This is a genomic window from Priestia flexa NBRC 15715, assembly GCF_001591565.1.
Lineage (GTDB): Bacteria > Bacillota > Bacilli > Bacillales > Bacillaceae_H > Priestia > Priestia flexa.
The window spans coordinates 29,106-52,573 of sequence record NZ_BCVD01000004.1 but is presented as its reverse complement, the minus strand read 5'-3'; the positions used below and the strand labels follow the sequence as shown (position 1 = coordinate 52,573).

The 23,468-nt window shown below is 38.0% G+C and carries 20 protein-coding genes; 16 read left to right on the top strand and 4 right to left on the bottom strand.

Annotated elements, in window-relative coordinates; all coding sequences use genetic code 11:
- Positions 1-87: 87 nt before the first annotated feature.
- From BFL01S_RS01630 to BFL01S_RS01595, 8 genes are all read left to right on the top strand, one after another.
- Positions 88-675: a glycerol-3-phosphate responsive antiterminator gene (locus BFL01S_RS01630; protein ID WP_061784708.1), complete on the top strand. Its 588-nt coding sequence runs from the start codon at positions 88-90 to the stop codon at positions 673-675.
- 37 nt (positions 676-712) lie between these two features.
- A complete protein-coding gene (locus BFL01S_RS01625; RefSeq protein WP_025908479.1) occupies positions 713-1,834 on the top strand; it encodes an ABC transporter ATP-binding protein in 1,122 nt (373 codons plus the stop codon).
- Positions 1,831-2,760, top strand: a complete 930-nt coding sequence (locus BFL01S_RS01620) for a carbohydrate ABC transporter permease (RefSeq protein ID WP_025908480.1) — start codon at positions 1,831-1,833, stop codon at positions 2,758-2,760. The genes BFL01S_RS01625 and BFL01S_RS01620 overlap by 4 nt, the downstream gene beginning before the upstream one ends.
- Positions 2,757-3,569, top strand: a complete 813-nt coding sequence (locus BFL01S_RS01615) for a carbohydrate ABC transporter permease (protein WP_061784707.1) — start codon at positions 2,757-2,759, stop codon at positions 3,567-3,569. Before BFL01S_RS01620 ends, BFL01S_RS01615 begins: the two co-directional genes overlap by 4 nt.
- Positions 3,570-3,582: 13 nt before the next feature.
- Complete coding sequence (locus tag BFL01S_RS01610; RefSeq protein WP_061784706.1) at positions 3,583-4,923, top strand: ABC transporter substrate-binding protein; 1,341 nt, start codon at positions 3,583-3,585, stop codon at positions 4,921-4,923.
- A gap of 68 nt (positions 4,924-4,991) precedes the next feature.
- The gene (locus BFL01S_RS01605) at positions 4,992-5,720 is read left to right on the top strand and encodes a glycerophosphodiester phosphodiesterase (protein ID WP_061784705.1); all 729 of its coding nucleotides are present in this window, start codon (positions 4,992-4,994) and stop codon (positions 5,718-5,720) included.
- Positions 5,721-6,114: 394 nt separating this feature from the next.
- Positions 6,115-6,990, top strand: coding sequence for a cation diffusion facilitator family transporter (locus BFL01S_RS01600; protein WP_025908484.1), 876 nt, complete (start codon positions 6,115-6,117; stop codon positions 6,988-6,990).
- Between the two features lie 154 nt (positions 6,991-7,144).
- Positions 7,145-9,166 (top strand): methyl-accepting chemotaxis protein, encoded by a 2,022-nt coding sequence (locus tag BFL01S_RS01595; protein WP_061784704.1) that lies wholly within the window; start codon positions 7,145-7,147, stop codon positions 9,164-9,166.
- Positions 9,167-9,213: 47 nt separating this feature from the next.
- Here BFL01S_RS01595 and BFL01S_RS01590 read toward each other — a convergent pair whose 3' ends face one another.
- Together BFL01S_RS01590 and BFL01S_RS01585 are read right to left on the bottom strand one after the other, a co-directional pair.
- Positions 9,214-10,404, bottom strand: a complete 1,191-nt coding sequence (locus tag BFL01S_RS01590; RefSeq protein WP_061784703.1) for a dicarboxylate/amino acid:cation symporter — start codon at positions 10,402-10,404, stop codon at positions 9,214-9,216.
- 142 nt (positions 10,405-10,546) lie between these two features.
- Positions 10,547-11,452: an RluA family pseudouridine synthase gene (locus BFL01S_RS01585; protein ID WP_035320212.1), complete on the bottom strand. Its 906-nt coding sequence runs from the start codon at positions 11,450-11,452 to the stop codon at positions 10,547-10,549.
- Between the two features lie 151 nt (positions 11,453-11,603).
- Between BFL01S_RS01585 and BFL01S_RS01580 the strand changes: the two genes are divergently transcribed.
- The 7 genes from BFL01S_RS01580 (at position 11,604) to BFL01S_RS01550 (ending at position 20,764) form a co-directional block, all read left to right on the top strand.
- Positions 11,604-12,005 (top strand): DUF5365 family protein, encoded by a 402-nt coding sequence (locus tag BFL01S_RS01580; protein ID WP_025908490.1) that lies wholly within the window; start codon positions 11,604-11,606, stop codon positions 12,003-12,005.
- A gap of 125 nt (positions 12,006-12,130) precedes the next feature.
- A complete protein-coding gene (locus BFL01S_RS01575) occupies positions 12,131-13,669 on the top strand; it encodes a bifunctional GNAT family N-acetyltransferase/carbon-nitrogen hydrolase family protein (RefSeq protein WP_025907832.1) in 1,539 nt (512 codons plus the stop codon).
- A gap of 90 nt (positions 13,670-13,759) precedes the next feature.
- Positions 13,760-14,314 (top strand): glycerol-3-phosphate responsive antiterminator, encoded by a 555-nt coding sequence (locus BFL01S_RS01570; RefSeq protein WP_025907831.1) that lies wholly within the window; start codon positions 13,760-13,762, stop codon positions 14,312-14,314.
- A 217-nt stretch (positions 14,315-14,531) separates the two neighbouring features.
- Positions 14,532-15,359 (top strand): MIP/aquaporin family protein, encoded by an 828-nt coding sequence (locus tag BFL01S_RS01565; protein WP_025907830.1) that lies wholly within the window; start codon positions 14,532-14,534, stop codon positions 15,357-15,359.
- Between the two features lie 65 nt (positions 15,360-15,424).
- Positions 15,425-16,915, top strand: a complete 1,491-nt coding sequence (glpK, locus tag BFL01S_RS01560) for a glycerol kinase GlpK (RefSeq protein ID WP_025907829.1) — start codon at positions 15,425-15,427, stop codon at positions 16,913-16,915.
- A gap of 225 nt (positions 16,916-17,140) precedes the next feature.
- A complete protein-coding gene (locus tag BFL01S_RS01555; protein ID WP_061784702.1) occupies positions 17,141-18,820 on the top strand; it encodes a glycerol-3-phosphate dehydrogenase/oxidase in 1,680 nt (559 codons plus the stop codon).
- A gap of 192 nt (positions 18,821-19,012) precedes the next feature.
- Positions 19,013-20,764, top strand: a complete 1,752-nt coding sequence (locus BFL01S_RS01550; protein WP_061784701.1) for a phospho-sugar mutase — start codon at positions 19,013-19,015, stop codon at positions 20,762-20,764.
- A 31-nt stretch (positions 20,765-20,795) separates the two neighbouring features.
- On the opposite strand, the gene BFL01S_RS01545 is transcribed toward BFL01S_RS01550, so the two are convergent.
- On the bottom strand, positions 20,796-21,407 hold the full coding sequence (locus tag BFL01S_RS01545) for a biotin transporter BioY (protein ID WP_025907826.1): 612 nt from the start codon (positions 21,405-21,407) through the stop codon (positions 20,796-20,798).
- Between the two features lie 142 nt (positions 21,408-21,549).
- A complete protein-coding gene (locus BFL01S_RS01540; protein WP_061784700.1) occupies positions 21,550-21,807 on the bottom strand; it encodes a YhdB family protein in 258 nt (85 codons plus the stop codon).
- A gap of 247 nt (positions 21,808-22,054) precedes the next feature.
- Here BFL01S_RS01540 and BFL01S_RS01535 point away from each other — a divergent pair, with 247 nt between their 5' ends.
- Positions 22,055-23,464 carry a SpoVR family protein gene (locus BFL01S_RS01535; RefSeq protein WP_025907824.1) on the top strand — a complete coding sequence of 470 codons (1,410 nt, stop codon included), beginning with the start codon at positions 22,055-22,057 and terminating at the stop codon, positions 23,462-23,464.
- Positions 23,465-23,468: the final 4 nt, after the last annotated feature.

Below are 23,468 nucleotides of genomic sequence, written 5' to 3'. Positions count from 1 at the left end.
AGAGAAGCCATGAAAAAACAATAGAATGAAAGATCTATCCGTTTTTTTATGGCTTTTTTATTTACTTTATCTGAGGTGATTGTACGCATGGATAGAATAAATGAATTCGAATTTTATTTAAATAGAGATCGAATGATTGCATCCGTTAAAACGCCGAAAAGTCTAGAGCTCTTTTTAGAATCAGAAGTGAAAGCGGCTTTTCTTCTTACAGGTAACATTAGCGTCATTAAAAGGTATGTAGAGCTATTAAAGGAACATGACCGCTTTGTGTTTTTACATTTGGAGAAGATAAAGGGAATTAGTTATGACAAAGAGGGTCTCAAATTTATTGCAAAGTTCGTAAAGCCTACCGGAATTGTGACAACAAAGAGTTCTCTAATCCAGCTTGCGAAAAAAGAAGGTTTGATTGCTATTCAGCGTTTGTTTTTAGTGGATACCGACGCGGTAGCAAACGGGCTGAAAGTGGTTGAAGAAATCCAGCCAGATGCTCTTGAAATTATGCCAGCTTTAATACCCGAAATGATTGAAAAGTTAAAAATAAAAACCTCGTGTCCACTCATTACAGGAGGGCTCATTCAAAATCAACGACATATCGATCAAGCATTACAAAGTGGAGCAATAGCAGTATCGACAGGTAGAAATTGGTTATGGAAGACACAAAATAGTCATGAATAATTGTCTAGGTCCGTAAAGTAAAAAAGGGAGTGATGATATGAAGAGAGTACAACTGCAAAATTTTAAAAAATCATATGATCAAAAAACAAATGTCATTAGCGATATCAACGTCACCATTGAAGCAGGAGAATTTTTCGTCTTGGTTGGACCATCTGGATGTGGAAAAAGCACGATGCTCCGCATGATTGCTGGACTTGAAGAAATTACAGAAGGAAATTTGTTTATTGGAGAAGAAAAAGCAAATGGCTTGTTACCAAGTCAGCGCAACTTATCAATGGTATTTCAAAATTATGCGTTATATCCGCATTTAACCGTAGAACAAAACATCACCTTTGGATTGCATACAAAGAAGATATCTAAAATAGAGCAAAGAAAGCGCTGTCAAGAAGCTGCTGAGCTTTTGGGGCTTGACCAACTTTTGAACCGTAAACCAAAACAGCTTTCTGGTGGACAGCGTCAGCGTGTTGCGCTAGCACGAGCAATTGTTACGCAGGCACCCATATGTTTAATGGATGAACCATTATCAAATCTAGATGCAAAGCTTCGTGCCAAAATGAGGTCCGAAATTCGGCAGCTTCAGCGCAAGCTAGGTATCACAATGATTTATGTAACACATGATCAAACAGAAGCTATGACAATGGCAGACCGCATGATGATTTTAAACGGTGGACATATCCAACAGGTAGGAAAGCCTTTAGATATTTATAATTCACCTAACAATACGTTCGTTGCTTCATTTATTGGAGGGCCTCCTATGAATCTAGCAACGGTACAGGTGCATTCACATCAGCTGGTCTTTGAACAGGGCCAGTCACTTTCATACCCCATGTCTATTGAATTGATGACGGAATACAAAGATTTAATCGTTGGGGTAAGACCAGAAAAAGTGAAGCTGGCAAAAGGGGAAGAGCCAAGTCTGTTAGTAAAGGTTGTAAACGTAGAAATCTTAGGAACGGAAACACTAATTACTTTTACAGTTGGTTCAACTGAACAATGGGTTGCAAGATGGAATGGTCAATGGAACATTGCTGTCGGTGATGAGATTCCGATTTATATTGATCCGAAAGATATCTTTTTATTTCACTCTGAAACCGGTGAATGCGTGCATCAAGATACAAAGCATATTACGTCACATACGGTTGAGGAGGAGTTAGCATGAGTGCTATACCAAAGCTATCAAATGCTGAGGTGATACAACAAAAGCCTGCTTCTCGAGAACGTTCATCGTTGTTAGAAGGCTTAATTTACTTATTGCCGTCTATCCTTTTATTTGGCGTGTTTCTTTTCTATCCTATGCTTCGCACGCTGTATTTAAGCCTATTTATAACAGATAGTCAAGGTGTTCCCATAAGGTTTATAGGGGTGGATAACTTTGTGAATTTACTATCGAACCCTAATTTCTTACAAAGTATGAAAGCTACCTTTTTATTTGTTTTATACACGGTCCCCATTGGGATTATTATCGCTTTATTTTTAGCTTTAATCGCCAATGAAAAGTTAAAAGGAATTGGCTTTTTTCGCACGATGTTTTCATCGACAATGGGTATGAGCGTAGCGGCATCATCTGTTATTTGGATGTTTATGTACAATCCGGCCATTGGCATTATAAATAAAGTCCTCAATACGGTAGGGGTTCAAGGAGTTCAATGGCTGCTTGATCCAAAGTTTTCGCTTATTGCAGTTTCGATTTCAACCATTTGGATGAACGTTGGTTTTACATTTTTAATTTTGCTTGGTGGGTTGCAAAATATCGATGAAAAGCTATATGAAAACGCACAAATTGCAGGGGTAAGTTATTGGTATCAACTAAGGAAAATCACAATTCCAATGCTATCTCCAACACTCTTTTTTATCATTACCGTTTCGTTTATTAACGCGTTTCAAACCTTTGGGCAAATCGACATTTTAACCAAAGGAGGTCCGACAGATTCAACAAACGTAATCGTGTACTCTATCTATAAAGATGCCTTTATCAATTATAATGTTGGATCTGCAAGTGCACAGGCTGTTATCTTATTCTTTTGCATTCTGCTTTTAACCGTCCTTCAATTTAAACTAGGCGAAAGGAAGGTTCACTATCAATGAGCAAAATCAGAAAGTTTATCACGTATACGTTGCTAATTATATCGACTTTCATTATCGTATTTCCCATTCTATACGCTTTTTCCATCAGCTTTATGACCGGGGCACAAGTACTAGAAGGAAAGATTTTACCAACTTCCTTTACGTTCGATAATTACAGAGCGGCCTTTGAGCGAGTTCCGCTTTTAAACTATTTAGTTAACAGTTTTATCGTATCCATTTCAGTTATGTTTGGTCAGATTATTGTTTCCAGTCTTGCTGCTTTTGCTTTTGTGTTTATCTCATTTAAAGGGAGAGAAGCATTATTTTTTCTCTTTATCTCCACGATGATGATACCGTGGGAAGCGACGATGGTTCCAAATTTTTTAACTGTTCAAAAGCTTGGTTGGTTAAATAGCCATCTTAGCTTAACGATTCCGTTTTTTGCTTTAGCGTTTGGAACGTTTTTATTACGACAACAGTTTAAGACAATCCCTCATGAACTGTATGAAGCTTCTCAAGTTGCTGGAATTAGTCGATTTCGATTTTTTTGGAAGGTCGTACTACCAGTTTCAAAGACGAGCTTAGTTACATTAGGAGTCTATAGCTTTTTAACGACTTGGAACATGTACTTGTGGCCACTTCTTGTTACCAACACTGAAGAGGCACGAACAGTACAAATTGGTTTAAAGCAAATGCAAACACAAGAGATTTCAACTGATTGGGGGGTGGTGATGGCAGCGGTTGTTGTGGTGATTTTACCGACATTATTGCTTCTATTCTTAGGTCAAAAACGACTTCAAAAAGGTCTTACACAAGGTGCAATTAAATAAGGGAGTGACAGTGATGAAAAAATGGTTAGCAATACTTAGTGCTTGTATGTTAATGCTTGTTGCAGCGTGTTCAAACTCGAGTAGTGGTTCTGAAGTACAAGAAACAAAGAAAACAGAGGATGGTAAAACAGAAGTTGTCTTTTGGCATGCGATGAGTGGTGACTTAGAAAAAGTTTTAAATACGATGGTAGACGATTACAATAAATCACAGGATGAAGTAGAAGTAAAACCAATGTTTCAAGGAACGTATGAAGAGGCATTAACAAAATTCAACACGGTAGCAGGCACAAAAGATGCGCCTGCTGTTATGCAAACATTTGAAGTAGGAACAAAATATATGATTGATAGCGGGAAAATTCAGCCTGTTCAGAAGTTTATTGATGAAGAAAACTATGATACCTCTCAGTGGGAACAAAATATTTCAAGCTACTATCAAGTAGATGGTGAACAGTATTCAATGCCTTTTAATTCGTCAACGCCTGTTCTTGTTTATAACAAAGATGCATTTAAAGAAGCTGGGTTAGATCCTGAAAAAGCACCAATGACTTATGATGAGCTACAAAAAGCAGCAGAAAAATTAACAAAGAAAAAAGGAAATCAAACAACGCAGTACGGGTTCTCTATTTTAAATTATGGTTGGTTTTTTGAAGAGCTAGTAGCTGCACAAGGCGGTTTGTATGTTGATAATGAAAACGGACGCAACGGTAACGCTGAGAAAGCAGTATTTAATGGAAAAGAAGGGTTAAACGCTTTTAATCTGATTTCAGATATGTATAACGACGGTACTTTTTATAATGTAGGTCAGAATTGGGATGACATTCGAGCCGCGTTCCAATCGAAGAAAGTTGCGATGTTCTTAGATTCATCAGCAGGTGTCAAAACGTTGATTGATAATGCGCCGTTCGAAGTGGGGGTAGCCTATTTACCAGTTCCAAAAGAAGAAGATCGCCAAGGTGTTATTATTGGGGGAGCTTCTTTATGGATGTCGAATGGAATCAGTGAAGAAACGCAAAAGGCAACATGGGATTTTATGAAATATCTTGCAACACCTGAAGCTCAGGCGAAATGGCATGTAGAAACAGGGTATTTTGCTATTAATCCAAAAGCATACGAGCAAGATATTGTAAAAAAGGAATGGGAGAAATATCCTCAATTAAAAGTAACGGTTGACCAATTGAGCCAGACAAAGCCGTCTCCAGCAACACAAGGTGCGCTGATTTCTGTTTTCCCAGAATCTCGTCAGAAAATTGTATCGGGGATGGAAAGTTTATATCAGGGTGTTAAACCACAAGAAGCTTTAGATCGAGCAGCAGAAGAGACCAATCGTTCTCTTGAAGCAGCGAATCAAAAATAAGAAATGGTATAAGGCCCGTTTATGAAAAATCAAGCGGGCTTTTATTCTACATAATAAGGGGAATCGGTATGATCAAAAAAACAAAGGTGTATGCTCATAGAGGGTTTAGCAGCCAATTTCCAGAGAATACGATGCGAGCATTTGAAGAAGCTAGGCAGAGAAACGTAAGTGGTATTGAATTAGACGTACAGCTCACAAAAGATGGAGAAGTCGTTGTTATTCATGATGAAGAAATAAATCGAACTACTAATGGTATCGGCTATGTTCAAGACTTTTTCTTAAAGCAAATTATTTTATTTGATGCCGGAACTTGGTTTCATAAGGCGTTTCACCAGGAGGCTATTCCTACGCTTCGAGATGTGTTTGAATGGATAGTTAGTACAAAGAGTCAGTTAACCCTTAATATTGAGTTAAAAAATGATGTGATAGCGTATGAAGCTCTGGAAGAAAAGGTGCTAGAGCTTATAGAAGAGTATGAGCTTGTGAACCAAGTCATTATCTCATCTTTTAACTACAAAAGCTTGGTGAAAGTTAGGTCTATACATCCACATATTTCACTAGGATTTCTATTTGAAGGAATCGATAACAAAGCGGTTGAAAAAGCTTTGACTATTCAGGCAAGTGGCCTTCACTGTGAGCCTCAGTATGCATTTTCAGCAGAAGGAAAAAGAGCACAAGCGTCTGGACTAGAGCTTCGCGTATATACGGTTAACGACAAGCATTTGTTTCTTCAGCTTATCAATGAAGGTGTAGAGGTTATTATGACGGATGATTTGGAAATGAGTAGCAGGATATAAGTAAATGAGAAAGGCTGGGACATAATTATTTCAGTTGATGAGATATCCAAACTGTTGAGAGGTAAATCCTTTTGGTAGTTCGGATATTTTTGTTGGTTTCGAAAATAAGTTAAAAAACTATTAGAATAGAAGGATTGTCTGTAGCATGATGGAACGAATTTGTTCTTACAATCTAACTATTGTAGAGACGTCATGATTCGTATTTGAGAAAGAATCATTTAGTTATGGCCTAGCCTCTTTTCAAGTTGTACAAATACAACTTCTTTTCCACAAAACTAAATAGTTTAATAGGATCTATTTACGTGTTAAGAGTCAACAATGTTTCTATAGACCCACACGAAACTCGTTTGGTACACTAGTTTTGCTCATTTTGTTGAGAAAGGTTGCGAACAGTGTGGAAAATTATTATGAACAAGCTCAAAAAGGTGCATGGGTTAGCATTGTCTCATATATTACATTATCAATTTGTAAGTTAGTCATTGCATTCATTACTAGTTCATTCGCTTTAAAAGCGGATGGTTTAAATAACGTAACGGATATTGTTGCTTCAATCGCTGTATTAGTTGGATTGAAAATCTCTCAAAAGCCTCGAGATCATGATCATCCATATGGACATTCGCGTGCAGAGCATATCGCTTCTTTAATCGCGTCATTTATTATGATGGTTATTGGTTTACAAGTTCTTGCTGATGCAGGACAATCTATCTTTCTAAAAGAAGTGGAAGCTCCTAATCTGTTAGCTGCATGGGTAGGGCTGGCAGCCGCAGTTATTATGTTCTTTGTCTATCGTTATAACATTATGCTTGCTAATAAGCTAAACAGTCAGTCGCTTCGAGCCGTAGCAAAAGATAATTTATCAGATGCATTAGTCAGCATTGGCGCTGTTATTGGAATTGTCGGCTCTCAGTTTGGATTACCGTGGATTGACTTGGTAGCAGCTATCATTGTTGGACTCATCATTTGTAAGACGGCTGTAGAAATCTTTAAAGAAGTGACACATTCCCTTACAGACGGGTTTGATCAAGAGCAGTTGTTGCATTATAAAGAAGTTATTTCTGAAGTTCACGGAGTTAATGAAGTTCACGATGTTAAAGCAAGAATGCTAGGGAATCACGTTGTTTTAGATGTAACGGTGAAGGTCGATCCTTATCTAGATGTCATTAATAGTCATCAAATTGCTGATAAGATAGAACATATGATGAGCGACGAGTATCAAATTAAAGATACGCTGGTACATATTGAGCCGGATGTATCAAGAAAGTTAACGTGAAAAGAGTGTTTTTCTTTAGGGAAAGCACTCTTTTTTCTTTTGAGAAAAATTGATTGTTAGAAAAAAGTATTTTAAAACTCTTCACATTTTCAGACAAGTATCCGTTATAAAAGAGGACAGTGAATTAATGAATGTAATGTAGAAGGGTGAGAGCATGAAAAAATTAAGCACCAAAATGATTTTATTCTTCACATCGATTATCATCATCTTATTATTGCTGGTTTCAGGAATTGTTTATCAATTTACGAAAAAGCAAATTGAACACGATGTGCAGGTACAATCACAAACGCTCGTGGGAGAGCTCAAAACAAATATCGGTAATTATTTGAAAATGTATAGTCGTAAAGTAGCTGAGTATAGTGAAAACGACGTACTGGTTAATTTTCTAAAAGAAGAAAAAGAGCCACAAAAAGACAGCTACTTTAGCTGGCAAACGGTTCAAAAGGAATTTCAGCAAGTCAGTGAAAAATATCCAAATATGGCGCTTCAGTATATTGGAACAGAAAATAAAGGAATGTACACGGTTCCGACGCTAGAATATGATGCAGACTATGACCCAACTGCTAGACCTTGGTATAAACAAGCCGTTGAAAGTCCTGGAGAAGTTATTTATACAGAGCCTTATGAAGATGCATCTACTGGCAAAACTGTCGTGACTATTGCTAAAACCATTGATGATCCCAAAACAAATCAACGCTTGGGTGTTATAGCAATGGACTTAGAGCTGAACGCATTAAACAGCATGATTACAGAAGCTGAAGTGAATTATGGTGGATACGGCTTTTTATTTGACCGACAAGGTGTCGCATTGGCTCATCCTACAGAAACAGGAAACAACTTGAGACAAGAAGAGTTTATGGATGCTGTTTATGCAAAGGATAAAGACTTCATTCGCTATGAGTTTAAAGGAGAAGAGCGTGTTTTAGCTTTTGATACAATCGAAGACACGGGATGGAAAATAGGAAACGCCTTTATTTATGATGAGATGCTCAGCAGTGCCAAGCAAATTCTGAACATCATTATGATTATCGCAGCTGTTGGGGTCTTATTATCAATCCTACTAATCTTCTTTATTTCAAAAAGCATGACAAAGCCAATCGTTCGATTAAAAGAAGAAGTTGCGAAAGTAGCAGAGGGAGATTTAACGGTTCATATTGAAACCAAATCTAAAGATGAAATTGGTCAACTGACCAATTTGTTCAACGTGATGGTAGGGCGCAATCGCCAATTGATTGCAGCCGTTCAAGAATCTGTGGAAACAGTCAAGGTTTCTGTGGAAAATTTAAGTGCAGTATCAGAAGAAGCGACGGCATCTAGTGAAGAGATAGGAAGAGCGATTCATGAAATTGCAAGCGGAGCGACGCAGCAGGCTTCTGATGCTGATTCAACCAACCATAAAACGATGAGTTTATCAGCTCAAATTGAGCAGGTAATTGACAAAAATACGAAGATTAATACGCTAACTAATGAAGCCATTCAAGCAAATACGCATGGCTTACATCAAGTACAGTCACTGCGTGAACAAACGAATCAATCTGCTAAAACGATTGAATCAGTTCAAGTTGTTATCAATGAACTGACGGATAAAATGCAAGAAATTGAATATGTTATTCATACGATTAATGATATTTCAGATCAAACAAATTTACTTGCGTTAAATGCGAGCATTGAAGCTGCTAGAGCAGGGGAACATGGAAAAGGGTTTGCTGTAGTGGCGGAAGAAGTACGTAAATTGGCTGAACAGTCATCTACTGCAACAGAGAAGGTTCGTCAAACAATTGCTAGTATTCAAAAAGAAGTTGCCGTGGCTCGTCAAGAATTTGATCACACAAAAGAGCTTTCAGTAGCGCAAGAAGGAGCTGTAACGGATACAGAGCAATCGTTCCATGATATCGCTCAAAATATTGAACAGGTCGTTACATCCATTCAAGATGTAATGAATAATATGCAAGAAATTGATACCCATAAAGATGGTGTGGTAGCATCGATTCAAAGTATTGCTGCCATAGCGCAACAGTCAGCTGCAGGAACAGAAGAAATTACTGCATCAACTGAAGAGCAAATTCGAGCTATTTCCACTGTGTCTGAATCGGCTGAACATCTTCAAGAGCTAAGTGAAGGGCTAATGAAAATGATTCATCAATTTAAAATTGAAGAGAGCGCAAAAGCAGAATAAACAGCTAAAAAGCACAGCCTCACAGGCTGTGCTTTTTAGTGTCAAATTCAGCTAGCTTTTTGAATGGATTCAGCTTTGGGTTTCTTAGAAGTAAAGCGATCAACTAATTGTGAAATCGCTCCGTCTCCAGTTACGTTACACGCTGTTCCGAAGCTGTCTTGAGCCATGTATAGTGCAATCATGAGAGAAGCCATCGTCGCATCAAAACCTAGCATTGTTTGCAGTAAACCTAAAGAAGCCATAACGCCACCACCTGGTACACCCGGTGCAGCAATCATTGTAACACCTAACATTAAAATGAAAGGTAAGACTGTCCCAAACGCCACTTCTGTACCATTGATGTACAGTACCGCCATTGCACATGAAACAATGGTAATAGTGCTTCCTGACAAGTGAATCGTTGCTAGTAATGGAATTGAAAAATCAGCTACTTTATCGCTTACTCCGTTCTTTTTCACACGTTCCATTGTAACGGGAATTGTTGAAGCGGATGACTGCGTACCAAGTGCTGTAAAATAAGCTGGCATCATATTTTTTAATAAAGCAAGCGGGTTTTTCTTAATCAACGTGCCAGATACACTGTATTGAATAAGTAAAATAGCAAAATGCAGAATTAAAATCATCAAAAATACCTTTGCAAAAACGCTCACAATTGTTTGCACTTGCCCACCTTGTGTCATGTTAGCGAAAATCCCCAGAATGTGAATGGGCAATAAAGGAATAATGACTTTACCGATGAGTAGTTCCACAACCGAACGGAAATCAATCATTACTTTTTTTAATGAATCATTTTTAATAGCGGCCATGCCTAGCCCCAGAGTAAAAGCTAAAACAAGTGCTGTCATCACTTCCATTGGAGCCGGAATTTCAAGCTCTAAGAAAGGTTTTAATAATGCTTTCTCAGGGTTTTCAAACGCAGAGGATTGAATGGAGTTATTCAACATAACCGGATATAAATTATGGGCAACAAGATAAGCCAATAATCCAGCTATTGCTGTGGATCCATAGGCTAGAGCAGTTGTTAATCCGAGATACTTTCCTGCTCCCTTTCCAATCTCTCCGATTCCTGGAGCAATGAATGCAAGAATAATGAGAGGAATTGCAAATTCTAAAAAGTTTCCAAATATTTCATTAAACGTAGCGAATATACGAACAAACCATCCCGGCATAAAGCTTCCGATTACAACACCGGCAAAAATGGCTAGAATAATCCGTGGTAAAAGCCCAATTTTTTTCATGATGTCCTCCTGTGAAGTACAAATGTTTTCTAAGAATGTATTATACAGAAAGAGTAACGAAATGTTAAGAGGAAATTTTGTTCAGGGCAAATAAAAACAGCTTTGTTCAACACTAAGCGTGTAGAACAAAGCTGTTTTATCTTTAAAAATACTGGTTGTAGGGAATTAACGGAGCTTGATTCGTTTTTGCTGTTATGCAAATATGTTCATCTGTAAACGGGTGCCAAAAGGCTAGTTTAAAGGCATGTAAAGCTTGCTGTTGACCACTTTGTTTGCGTCCACCATACAAGGTGTCACCGATTAAAGGATGGCCAATAAAACTTAAATGCACGCGAATTTGATGCGTGCGTCCACTTTCAAGCATAAGTGAGACGAGCGTTTCGTTTTTTGACTTATTTTGTGTCAACACTTGAAAATGAGTAACTGCAGCTTGCCCGGATTTTGAGACTCTTCGCCTTGTAGAGTGATGACGGTCTTTCCCAATTGGTTCTGAAATTGTTCCTTGTTTTCTAGCAAATAGTCCATGTGCAAGAGCAACGTATGATCGCTTAATTTTTCTCTGCGCAAGCAGTTGGTCGAATACAGAACTAGCAATACTGTGTTTTGTAAATAGAATAGCTCCTGACGTATCGCGGTCAAGCCTATGAACGTGTCGGGGTTTTGTATATAAACCTTGCTTAGAAAAATAATAAGCAGCGGCATTTAACAGCGTCTTAGTATCCTCAGGAGATGAAGGGTGCGTATCCAGGCCCTGCGGTTTATTTATAATTAACACATGAGGGTCTTCATACAAAATCTCAAGCTGCAGAGGATACGGCTTAATCGTATGCTCTTCTGGACTGTAAAGATGAAGGTCGGCTTTATCTCCTTCTTGTAGCACGTAATTCCACGATAGCGTTTCCCCGTTTATTTTGATGCTTTTATTCATTCGAAATAAATGCAGCGTTTTTTTAGGAAGATGCCACTTTTCTTTTAAATATTCTTCAATTGTTAACTGATTGTCTTGCTTAGTAATGGGAATTGTTACCCATTCACTCTGTACATTCACGCTTATCTCATCCTTTTCTTTCATGAATTATGGTAGATTTCAACAAGTGCGGAAGTTCCTTTTTTTAGGAGGAAATAACTACCTTACCTTCTTTGTTTTTATTTATGTTATCCTACGTATATAAACTTGTTTTATAAAAGGAGGGGCAACGTTGAAAATTGCATGTGCAGCTCCAGCTGAGATGGAACATTACATAGAAGAATTAACGGAACAACTTCTATACGATTTATTACCTCAATATGTATCAGATGAACGGCTACAGCATATTCATAATCATTATTTACTTGGTCATCATGATGAGTCTAACCCATTATATAATGGATTACTTGATGAAGCATTGCAAGTCATTAGTAGTTTACAAACGGTTATTGCTTTAGTTGAATCGATTCAACATCGTCCAATTGAAAAGAGTGATCGTGATCGATTCAGTAAAAATGTTAGAATACTCAGTAAATTCGGGTTTATCTTTCCTTTATCTATTGAACTATTTGAACGAGAAAATTTACTTGTATCCTATTCACAGACCTCATCTCAAACTGAATATTATCATTAAAATAGGAGCATCCGCTGGATGTTCCTTTTTAGGATGTTGAATAGTTAGAATTTTTAATTTTGTTTAATATAATGAAAAAAAGGGAAACTAAATTCTCAGTTATGTGCGAAAGAGGGTTGTTAAATATGTCAACAATAGATTTGTCAAAGTTTGAGAAAAAAATGATTATCCGAAACATTAAACACTCTGATATAGATGCAATTTTAGCACTTCAAAAACTATCATTCCCGGGGATGGAGCCGTGGAAGCGTGAACAGTTAGAAAGCCACCTAGAAATTTTTCCAGAAGGTCAAATTTGCGCAGAGTTTGACGGTGAAATTATTGGTTCATGTTCAAGCTTGATCGTCAACTTTGATGAGTATGATGACCAGCATACATGGGATGATATTACAGACGAAGGGTATATTACAAATCATAATCCAGAAGGCTATAACCTATATGGGATTGAAGTGATGGTTCATCCAAATTATCGAGGCATGAAAATTGGACGACGACTATATGAAGCGCGCCAAGATTTAGCACGTGAACTGAACTTAAAGAGTATTATTATTGGGGGGCGCATTCCTAACTACCATAAGCATTCAGGAGAAATGTCCCCTCGTGAATATGTAGAACAGGTAATTCATCATAAAATCTATGACCCTGTTTTATCGTTTCAATTAATGAACGGTTTTACTTTGATGCGCATCAATCCTGGCTACCTGCCAGATGATTTAGCTTCTAATAAATACGCAACGCTCATGGAATGGAATAACGTAGACTATGTACGACGTTCAAAGCGTCATTTTAAAACATCATTCCCAGTGCGTATTTGCGTTGTGCAGTATATGATGAAGCAAATCAATTCGTTTGAAGAATTTGCTACTCAAGTGGAGTACTATACAGACGTTGCGTATGATGCAAAAGCAGATTTTTGCGTATTCCCAGAAATATTCACAACGCAGCTTATGTCATTTTTAGATGAGCAAATTCCAAGTAAAGCAATTCAGCGCCTTACAGAGTACACGGAAGAATATATTGAGCTTTTTACAGGGTTAGCTGTAAAATACAACGTAAACATTATTGGCGGTTCACACTTTGTTGAAGAAGATGACGGTGATATCTTTAATATTGCGTATTTATTCCGCAGAGATGGAACAATTGAGAAACAGTATAAAGTTCATATTACGCCAAATGAACGCAAATGGTGGGGCATTAGTCCAGGAAATGATGTCGAAGTATTTGATACAGATTGCGGGAAAATCGCGATCCAAATTTGCTACGATATTGAGTTCCCTGAACTGGCACGTATCGCAACGGATAAAGGAGCTAACATTATCTTTACACCTTTCTGTACGGAAGACCGTCAAGGTTACTTACGTGTTCGCTATTGTTCTCAGGCACGCGCTGTGGAAAACCAAATCTACACCGTAATTGCAGGAACAGTAGGGAATTTACCAGAAACGGAAAATATGGATATTCAATACGCGCAATCAGCTATCTTTGCCCCTTCCGATTTTGAGTTTGCAAGAGATGGTATTGTAGGGGAATGTAATCCAAATATTGAGATGGTTGTGATTGGGGACGTTGATCTTGAGATTTTACGCAGACAGCGCCAGTCAGGAACAGTTCGTCAGTTAAAAGATCGTAGACATGACGTCTATAATATTAAATATAAAAAGTAAATTATTTTACACCATGCAAATGCATGGTGTTTTTTTTGCTCATCTTTTGTCATAATATAAAGAAATAAATAAACAGAGTGAGGGGAAAACATGAGTTTTCATGGACAATCCGTTTTGCCTGCTGTACGTGATATGAAGCAGTTGGAACGTTTTTTAGCAAGTGAATATGAGTATGGCGTTTTGTTAGATAACCAAGTGGGATTACTGCGAGGCATTATGAAAGAAGTTCATCGTCATCAAAAAAAAATGATTATTCATCTCGATTTAATACATGGCCTAAAGCAAGATGAATATGCAGTCGACTTTCTATGTCAAGAATTGAAGCCAGCTGGCATTATATCCACTCGTACCAACGTGATCTTAAAAGCGAAACAGCGAGGTATTTATGCCATTCAGCGCGTCTTTTTGCTAGATAGTACAGCCCTTAAGAAAAGCTATGAGCTCATTAAAAAGGTCGAGCCAGATTTTATTGAGCTGCTACCAGGGATTATTCCATCACTTCTTAAAGAGGTAGCGGAAGAAACCGGGATACCAGTTCTCGCAGGTGGTCTTATTCGAACGGAAGAAGAAGTAAAGAATGCAATCGCTGCAGGTGCAGCTGCAGTCACTACTTCGAATAAACAATTGTGGAATACATTTAAATAAAGAGTTATGAAGTTTGAATTTTTTGTCGGAAATGTATTGACAACGCTTTCAATGGCTAGTAAACTTGTAAACAAGTTAATACATGTGACGGAGAATAGGAGATCCACGATATAGCTCTTTAAATTTATATACATGAATTTAGAGGGAAGTATGGTGGATTTTTTTATTCTCTTATCGTTGTAAACGGTTTCTTATTAGACCAAAGGAGGGTTTTTATATGAGTCCATTTTTAGGTGAAGTAATTGGCACGATGATTTTAATTATATTAGGTGCTGGAGTTTGTGCCGGCGTTAATTTAAAAAAATCATATGCAGCAAATTCAGGTTGGATTGTTATTACGTTTGGTTGGGGACTAGCTGTTGCAATGGCTGTATACGCAGTTGGTAACATTAGTGGTGCTCACTTAAATCCAGCTGTAACAATCGGATTAGCCATTGTCGGAGATTTTTCGTGGAAGGAAGTACCACTTTATATACTAGCACAAATGATTGGTGCAATTTTAGGAGCAACATTAACATATTTACACTATCTACCGCATTGGAGAGAAACAGCTGACCAAGGAACAAAATTAGGTATTTTTGCAACAGGGCCAGCTATCCCAAATCCATTTTCAAACTTATTAAGTGAAACAATTGGCACATTTATTCTAGTGGTTGGCTTATTAACAATTGGAGCAAACGAGTTTACAGAAGGATTAAACCCATTAATTGTAGGTTTTCTTATTATAAGTATTGGTTTATCACTCGGTGGTACAACTGGTTATGCTATTAACCCTGCACGTGACTTAGGTCCCCGTATTGCACATGCAATTTTACCGATTGCGGGAAAAGGATCATCAAACTGGGGTTACGCTTGGGTACCTGTGTTAGGACCTGTAATAGGTGGATCGTTAGGAGCAGTATTTTACCTTGCAGCATTTAAAAACCAAACAGGCAGTGCATTATGGATTGTATTAACAATTGTAGTAATAGTATTTGCAGGAATATATGGTTTATCAAAAGAAAAAAATGCACCAGGAATGGTAAAGAAAAGCGCTATTAAATAAATGAATGCGTTTTAATCAGAGCCAGAGTAAAATAAAAGAAATGATACGAAAAGGGGAAATAAAATATGGAAAAATACATTTTATCATTGGACCAGGGAACAACAAGCTCTCGTGCAATGTTATTTAATAAAAAAGGAGAAATTGTTCACGTTGCTCAAAAAGAGTTTACTCAATACTTTCCTAATCCAGGTTGGGTAGAGCATAATGCTAACGAGATTTGGGGCTCTATTTTATCAGTTATCGCTTCTTGCTTATCAGAATCAGGGGTAACGCCTAAACAAATTGAAGCAATTGGAATTACAAATCAGCGTGAAACAGCAGTTGTGTGGGAAAAAGCAACAGGTAAGCCGGTTTATAATGCAATTGTATGGCAATCTCGTCAAACAGCAGGCATTTGTGAAGAGCTGAAAGAAAAAGGATACAACGATACGTTTCGTTCAAAAACAGGTTTGTTAATTGATGCGTACTTCTCAGGTACAAAAGTAAAATGGATTTTAGATAATGTTGAAGGTGCACGCGAGAAAGCTGAAAACGGTGAGCTTTTGTTCGGTACAATTGATACATGGCTGATTTGGAAGTTATCTGGAGGAAAAGCTCATGTAACCGATTACTCGAATGCGTCTCGTACACTAATGTTTAATATTTACGATTTACAATGGGATGATGAGCTATTGGATATCTTATCAGTGCCAAAATCAATGTTACCTGAGGTCAAGCCATCATCAGAAGTGTATGGGCATACGGTTGATTACCATTTCTTTGGTCACCACATTCCAATTGCAGGAGCAGCAGGGGACCAGCAAGCAGCTTTATTTGGACAAGCATGCTATGAAAAAGGAATGGCGAAGAACACGTATGGAACTGGGTGTTTCATGTTAATGAACACGGGTGAAAAAGCCGTTAAGTCTGATCATGGGCTTTTAACAACGCTAGCTTGGGGCGTAGATGGAAAAGTTGAGTATGCACTAGAAGGAAGTATCTTTGTAGCTGGTTCTGCCATTCAGTGGCTTCGCGATGGGCTGCGCATGTTTAAGGATGCAAAAGAAACAGAAAAATATGCTAATCGCGTAGATTCAACAGATGGTGTATACATGGTTCCTGCTTTTGTAGGTCTGGGCACACCGTATTGGGATAGTGATGTTCGCGGTGCCATGTTTGGCTTAACGCGAGGTACAAAAAAAGAGCATTTTATTCGAGCTACGCTAGAAGCATTAGCATATCAAACAAAAGACGTGCTAAGCGCAATGGAAGCTGATTCAGGCATTACATTAAAAACCCTTCGTGTAGACGGTGGAGCAGTTAAAAACAACTTCTTAATGCAGTTCCAAAGCGACTTGTTAAACGTTCCGGTTGAGCGTCCTGAAATTAATGAAACAACGGCGTTAGGAGCAGCTTATCTTGCAGGTCTGGCTGTAGGCTACTGGAAAGATCGCGAAGAGATTGCGCAGCAGTGGAATATGGAAAAGTCGTTTGAACCTGATATGGAAGAAAGCCGTCGTGAGGACTTATATGCAGGTTGGAAAAAAGCAGTTAACGCAGCAATGGCGTTTAAATAAAAGTAAATGTAAATATTGTTATTTTGCGTTTTAAAATTGAAAAATTCCTACTGAGATAGAGGAAAAACCTTTAAAATGAATCATGGTTATGCTATACTAAAGACAAGTTAATAATTTGGTTGGAGAATCGGAGAGACCACGAATCCATATGTTATACATATGCGATTTGTGGTCTCTTTTTTTAGATAACTGTAAAAAAATGAAAAAAGAAAAGGGGAATGACAAATGTTTTCAAGCAAAACGCGTGTAAATAAATTAGAAGAAATGACAACTCAAAAATATGATTTACTTGTTATTGGTGGAGGTATTACAGGATCAGGAATTGCTTTAGATGCAGCAAATCGCGGAATGAAAACAGCATTAGTTGAGATGCAAGACTTTGCATCTGGAACATCAAGTCGTTCGACAAAGCTCGTGCACGGTGGTCTGCGTTATTTAAAACAGTTTGAAGTTAAAATGGTTGCGGAAGTTGGGAAAGAGCGTGCAATTGTGTATGAGAATGGTCCGCACGTAACAACACCAGAGTGGATGCTACTACCGTTTCATACAGGAGGTACGTTCGGAAAGTACTCAACATCTGTAGGACTACGCGTATATGATTATCTAGCAGGTGTTAAACGCTCTGAGCGCCGTAAAATGTTCAGTGCTGAAGAAACATTAAAGCGTGAGCCTCTTGTAAAGTCACAGGACTTAAAAGGTGGCGGCTATTATGTTGAATACAAGACAGATGACGCACGACTAACAATTGAAGTAGCGAAAGAAGCAGCAAGTCGCGGTGCAGATTTAGTGAACTACACAAAAGTAGAGGAATTTATTTACGACAACGGAACGGTTATTGGCGCAGTTGTTGTTGATCAAATCACGAAAAAATCGTACAAAATTCATGCGAAAAAAATTGTTAACGCAGCTGGTCCTTGGGTTGATTCTCTACGTGAAAAAGACAATTCAAAAAAAGGAAAGCAGTTACAGTTAACAAAAGGCATTCACTTAGTAATTGATCAAAAGCGTTTTCCACTGCAACAAGCTATTTACTTTGATACACCAGATGGGCGTATGGTGTTTGCTATCCCGCGTGATGGTAAAACGTACGTTGGAACAACGGATACAGTTTATAAAGAAGATGCAAGACATCCACAAATGACTGTGAAAGATCGTGAATACGTAATTGAAGCAATCAATTATATGTTCCCAACAGTAAACATTACTGTTGATGACGTTGAATCAAGCTGGGCTGGTGTGCGACCATTAATTCATGAAGAAGGAAAAGATCCATCTGAGATTTCACGTAAAGATGAAGTGTGGACATCACATTCAGGTCTAATTACGATTGCTGGAGGTAAGTTAACTGGGTATCGCAAAATGGCAGAGCTTGTGGTAAACACAGTTGCAGAGCAGTTAAAAGCAGAAGGAGCTACGTTTAAGCCAAGTCAAACAAAATATTTACCAATTTCTGGAGGAGATGTGGGTGGTTCTAAAAACTTCCCGAAATTTGTCGAGGAAAAAGTGAAAGTTGGCGTAGAGCTGGGGTTGTCACCTGAAGCAGCTACAAAGCTTGTTAAGCGTTATGGTTCTAACATTGATGTATTATATCGCTACATGACAGACTACAAGGATAAAATGAAGGCAAGTAACTTACCGACAAGCGTATTTTTACAAGTACAGTATGGAATAGAAGAAGAGATGGTGACAAAGCCAATCGATTTATTCATCCGTCGTACAGGCGCGTTATTCTTTGATATTGCTTGGGTTCGTGAGTGGAAAGAAGCCGTTATTAAATACATGGCACAAGAGCTAAGCTGGACGCCTCAGCAAACGTCTGAGTATAGCCAAGAGCTTAACAAACATTTACATGATGCAGTTGTGCCAGTTGATGAAAAAGGTAGCCAAATCGCTGATATTTCATGATACAATAGTACTGTATTTCAAAAATTGTCAATTGCGTAAGAAGTAATAGCAGGAAATTCGATTCTTTCATCGAATTTTTATCATATTGCGTTACAATATTGACAAGGTATGACATGTCATTTTAAAGGGAAAGGCGACATTTGTCGTTTTTCTCTTTTCATACATAAAGGTATTGATGAGGAGGCTTTTTTCATGAACTGGAAGCAAGTATACACATCTTGGATTGAAAATGTACATTTAGATGAAGAGTTAAAGGAAGCGTTAGCAAACATTAAAGCGGATGAGAAACAGCTGGAAGATTGTTTCTATAAAAACTTAGAGTTTGGTACAGGTGGAATGCGTGGCGAAATTGGTCCAGGTACTAACCGTATGAACCTGTATACAATTCGTAAAGCATCAAAAGGATTTGCAGACTACATTGCTGCTGCAGGTGAAGAAGCGAAAACGCAAGGAGTTGTTATCGCTTACGATTCAAGACATAAATCGCCAGAATTTGCGATGGAAGCTGCTAAAACGCTTGCAACTGAAGGGATTAAAACATACGTATTTGATGAGCTTCGCCCAACGCCGGAGCTATCTTTTGCAGTTCGTCAATTAGGTGCTTTTGGTGGGATTGTTATTACAGCGAGTCATAATCCCCCTGAGTACAACGGTTATAAAGTATATGGTCCAGATGGTGGTCAGCTGCCTCCAAAAGAAGCAGATGAGCTTGTAGGATACGTAAATGCTGTTGAAAACGAACTTGAGCTGTCAGTAAAAGAAGAGCGAGAGTTGAAGTCAGCTGGTTTGATTGAAATGGTTGGTGCTTCCATAGATGAAGCGTATAATGAGAAGCTCAAAACCATCTTATTAAATCCTAGCTTAGCACAAGAGATAGGTCCAGAATTAAAAGTGGTCTTTACACCACTTCACGGTACGGCTAATAAACCGGTTCGAAAAGCGTTAGAAACAATCGGTTATACGAACGTAACTGTTATTGCAGAACAAGAGTTACCAGATCCTAATTTCTCAACAGTAAAATCACCGAATCCTGAAGAGAAAGCAGCGTTTGAATATGCTGTGAACAAAGGAAAAGAAATCGATGCAGATTTATTGATTGCTACAGATCCAGATGCCGATCGATTAGGAATTGCTGTGAAGGATTCAAGCGGTGAATATGCATTGCTGACAGGAAACCAAACGGGAGCAATTTTACTTCACTACTTGCTTTCTCAGAAAAAAGAACAAGGTGTGCTTCCTGAAAACGGTGTTGTATTAAAAACAATCGTAACATCAGAAATAGGAGCTGAGATTGCTCGTTCGTTTGGCTTACATGTTGTCGACACGTTAACAGGGTTCAAGTTTATTGGAGAAAAAATCAAGCAATACGAGCAAACAGGGGAATACGAATTCCAATTTGGTTATGAAGAAAGCTATGGTTATTTAATTGGTAGCTTTGCACGTGATAAAGATGCGGTGCAAGCTGCTGTGTTAGCAGTTGAAGTATGCGCGTATTACAAAAAGCAAGGTATGACGCTTTACGAAGCACTTCATCAAATTTTTGAAACATACGGTTTCTATCAAGAAGGATTAAAGTCATTAACGTTAAAAGGAAAAGAAGGATCTGAACAAATTCAACATATTCTTGCGACGTTTAGAAATGAGCCACCAAAAGAGATTGCAGGTCTTAAAGTATCTGTTCTTGAAGACTATACGCTAGGAACTCGTCAGTTTGTTGAAAGTGGAAAAGTAGAAGATATTGAGCTTCCAAAATCAAACGTACTTAAATATGTACTAGAAGATGGTTCATGGTTCTGCTTACGTCCATCTGGTACAGAACCAAAAGTTAAGTTTTATTTTGGTGTCGTAACCAAGGATGAGCAAGCGAGCGCTAACCAGTTAGCTGAGGTTCAAAAAGCCGTTATGAATCAAGTAGAAGAAGTTATTAATCGCGTGAACGCTTAAAAAAAGGCTGAGCTTATTTGCTCAGCCTTTTCTATACAGCTTTATTTGAATGAATTCCTTTGTAATAAGGAGAAGCTGTTAAAGCTTTATAAATTCGAGGCGCAATTAACGCCGCTATAATCGTAAAGATAATGTCTTTTACACCAAACCAAAGCATAACTTTCCAAGCTGTTGCGTAGCTCATTGCTGGAGCTTCTAACCAATAGTTAACGGCCATGTACATATACGTTGTTCCAATGATATAGATAATGGCAATACCTGCAAGCGAAGCGCTTATAAATACTGAAAGGTGAGGTTTCCCTTTCCATTCAATAATTTTCCCCACCACATAGGCAGCAACGATATATGATAATAAAAAGCCGCCCGTACTGCCAAATAAAACACTAGCTCCTGATTTAAACTGAGCAAATACAGGTGCTCCTGCAAGCCCCACAAGGAAGTATACAATCATGGAAATAGCCCCTAAGCGACTTCCTAATAAAATCCCTGCTAGTATTACGAAAAATGGCTGCATAGACAGTGGAACGCCAGCTACCTGTAAGAATGGTGCCCAAGATGTAATATTTGCACCAATAGCCATGAGAGCTGCGAACATCCCTGCTAATGTTAAATCAAGTGTACGAAAACGAAGTTTTCCACTCAAAGTAATCTTCTCCTTCATATGTAAGATAGTCAATGATACTCAAATTGTACGTGTAAATGATTATTTATGTCAACTTATTTTTTATACAGGTTCACAAAAAAAGAAAGAAGAGGAAAGCCTCTTCTTTTATCTATAGGTAATGTTACGTTAAGGGATCCACTGCCACAAAATCATTCAGGTTGTGCTCTGAAAGCTCTGAAGCATGGTCAATATAACGCAATAACGAATACAGTTCTTCTTGAATTACTCGATAGTTTCGTTCAAAGTTGTAGGCGTGTAAAAAATGTTCGATTTTCTTTGAAAGAAAATCATCTTGAGTGCGAACCATTAAAATTAACAAGTTATCCCATTGTGATCGATTCGTGTAATATAAAGCACGGTCATAATCAATTGTGTCCATTAACAGTCCTCCTTTTGAGGAGTTGAAATTAGTGTATGACATTTACGAAATTTGTTCCCCTGTAAATGTTGGTCAAAAGACCAATGTATAAATAAAGGTTAGGGGGCCAAAATGAAATTAGAATCGATTATTTTTTCTAAAAGTAAAACACTACCTTCCTAATTTCTTATAAAGAACCTGATTCAAAACACATGATTTGTGTCATTAGGACATAGATTGAATTAAGGGATATAAAGGGGGAGTTGTAGTGAAGGAAGCGGACTATAAACAACTACATCGAGCGATTGACGAAATTACTGAAATTGCAACAGGTTTTGGTTTAGATTTTTATCCAATGAGATATGAAATTTGTCCAGCTGATATTATTTATACATTCGGTGCATATGGCATGCCTACAAGATTTTCTCACTGGAGCTTTGGAAAGCAGTTTTATAAAATGAAGCTCCACTATGACCTTGGTTTAAGCAAAATTTATGAACTGGTTATTAACTCAGATCCTTGCTATGCATTCTTACTTAACTCAAATGCACTGATTCAAAACAAGCTTATTGTAGCCCACGTTTTAGCTCATTGTGATTTCTTTAAAAACAACAGCCGTTTTGCAAACTCGAAGCGAGATATGGTTGAAAGCATGGCTGCAACTGCAGATCGTATTAAAGAATATGAAGTACAATATGGAAAGCGAGAAGTGGAGAAGTTCTTAGATGCCATTCTATCGGTTCAAGAGCATATTGACCCATCCTTAATGAGAGCAAAGCTGTCATGGAGCATGGATGATGTAGAAGAAGAACAGGAAGAGGTGTCATCACCATACGATGATTTATGGAACCTGGATTCACGTGGGAAAAAGAAGAGCCGTCAAGTAGAAATGTTTAAGAAATTTCCACCTCAACCTGAGAAGGATATTCTTTTGTTTATCGAACAATACAGCCCATATTTAGAAGAATGGCAGCGCGATATTTTAACGATGATGAGAGAAGAGATGCTGTATTTTTGGCCACAGCTTGAAACAAAAATTATGAACGAAGGCTGGGCATCCTATTGGCATCAGCGAATCATTCGTGAGATGGATTTAACAAGCGATGAGGCCATTGAGTTTGCAAAGCTAAATGCAGGTGTTGTCCAACCGTCCAGAACAAGCATCAACCCTTATTATTTAGGCTTGAAGATCTTTGAGGATATTGAAGAACGTTATGATAATCCTACTGCTGAAATGCAACGACGTGGCATTCAAAAAGGCTCAGGGCGAGAGAAAATGTTTGAAGTCAGGGAAGTTGAATCTGATATTTCATTCATTCGAAACTACCTAACAAAAGACCTTGTCATGAGAGAGGATATGTACTTATTTCAAAAACAGGGGAAAGATTATAAAATTGTGGATAAAGACTGGACAGAAGTGCGAGATCAGCTTGTTAACATGCGCGTAAATGGTGGTTTTCCATATATTACAGTCACGAATGGTGATTACTTAAAAAATGGAGAGTTATACTTAAAACATTGGTATGAAGGAATTGAACTGGATGTTAAATATCTAGAAAAAGTTGTGCCATACTTGTATCAATTGTGGGGGAGACCAGTGCATCTAGAAACCGTAATGGAAGAAAAGCCAATTGCATTTACGTACGACGGGAAAACGGTGCATCGAAAGCACTTATAATGAA

Bases quoted from the DNA above. Each gene is read 5' to 3' on its own strand.
- BFL01S_RS01610 (WP_061784706.1), top strand. From the start codon at position 3,583: ATGAAAAAATGGTTAGCAATACTTAGTGCTTGTATGTTAATGCTTGTT.
- BFL01S_RS01575 (WP_025907832.1), top strand. From the start codon at position 12,131: ATGTCAACAATAGATTTGTCAAAGTTTGAGAAAAAAATGATTATCCGA.
- BFL01S_RS01615 (WP_061784707.1), top strand. From the start codon at position 2,757: ATGAGCAAAATCAGAAAGTTTATCACGTATACGTTGCTAATTATATCG.
- glpK (WP_025907829.1), top strand. From the start codon at position 15,425: ATGGAAAAATACATTTTATCATTGGACCAGGGAACAACAAGCTCTCGT.
- BFL01S_RS01630 (WP_061784708.1), top strand. From the start codon at position 88: ATGGATAGAATAAATGAATTCGAATTTTATTTAAATAGAGATCGAATG.
- BFL01S_RS01540 (WP_061784700.1), bottom strand. From the start codon at position 21,807: ATGGACACAATTGATTATGACCGTGCTTTATATTACACGAATCGATCA.
- BFL01S_RS01625 (WP_025908479.1), top strand. From the start codon at position 713: ATGAAGAGAGTACAACTGCAAAATTTTAAAAAATCATATGATCAAAAA.
- BFL01S_RS01595 (WP_061784704.1), top strand. From the start codon at position 7,145: ATGAAAAAATTAAGCACCAAAATGATTTTATTCTTCACATCGATTATC.
- BFL01S_RS01570 (WP_025907831.1), top strand. From the start codon at position 13,760: ATGAGTTTTCATGGACAATCCGTTTTGCCTGCTGTACGTGATATGAAG.
- BFL01S_RS01590 (WP_061784703.1), bottom strand. From the start codon at position 10,404: ATGAAAAAAATTGGGCTTTTACCACGGATTATTCTAGCCATTTTTGCC.
- BFL01S_RS01620 (WP_025908480.1), top strand. From the start codon at position 1,831: ATGAGTGCTATACCAAAGCTATCAAATGCTGAGGTGATACAACAAAAG.
- BFL01S_RS01565 (WP_025907830.1), top strand. From the start codon at position 14,532: ATGAGTCCATTTTTAGGTGAAGTAATTGGCACGATGATTTTAATTATA.
- BFL01S_RS01605 (WP_061784705.1), top strand. From the start codon at position 4,992: ATGATCAAAAAAACAAAGGTGTATGCTCATAGAGGGTTTAGCAGCCAA.
- BFL01S_RS01555 (WP_061784702.1), top strand. From the start codon at position 17,141: ATGTTTTCAAGCAAAACGCGTGTAAATAAATTAGAAGAAATGACAACT.
- BFL01S_RS01550 (WP_061784701.1), top strand. From the start codon at position 19,013: ATGAACTGGAAGCAAGTATACACATCTTGGATTGAAAATGTACATTTA.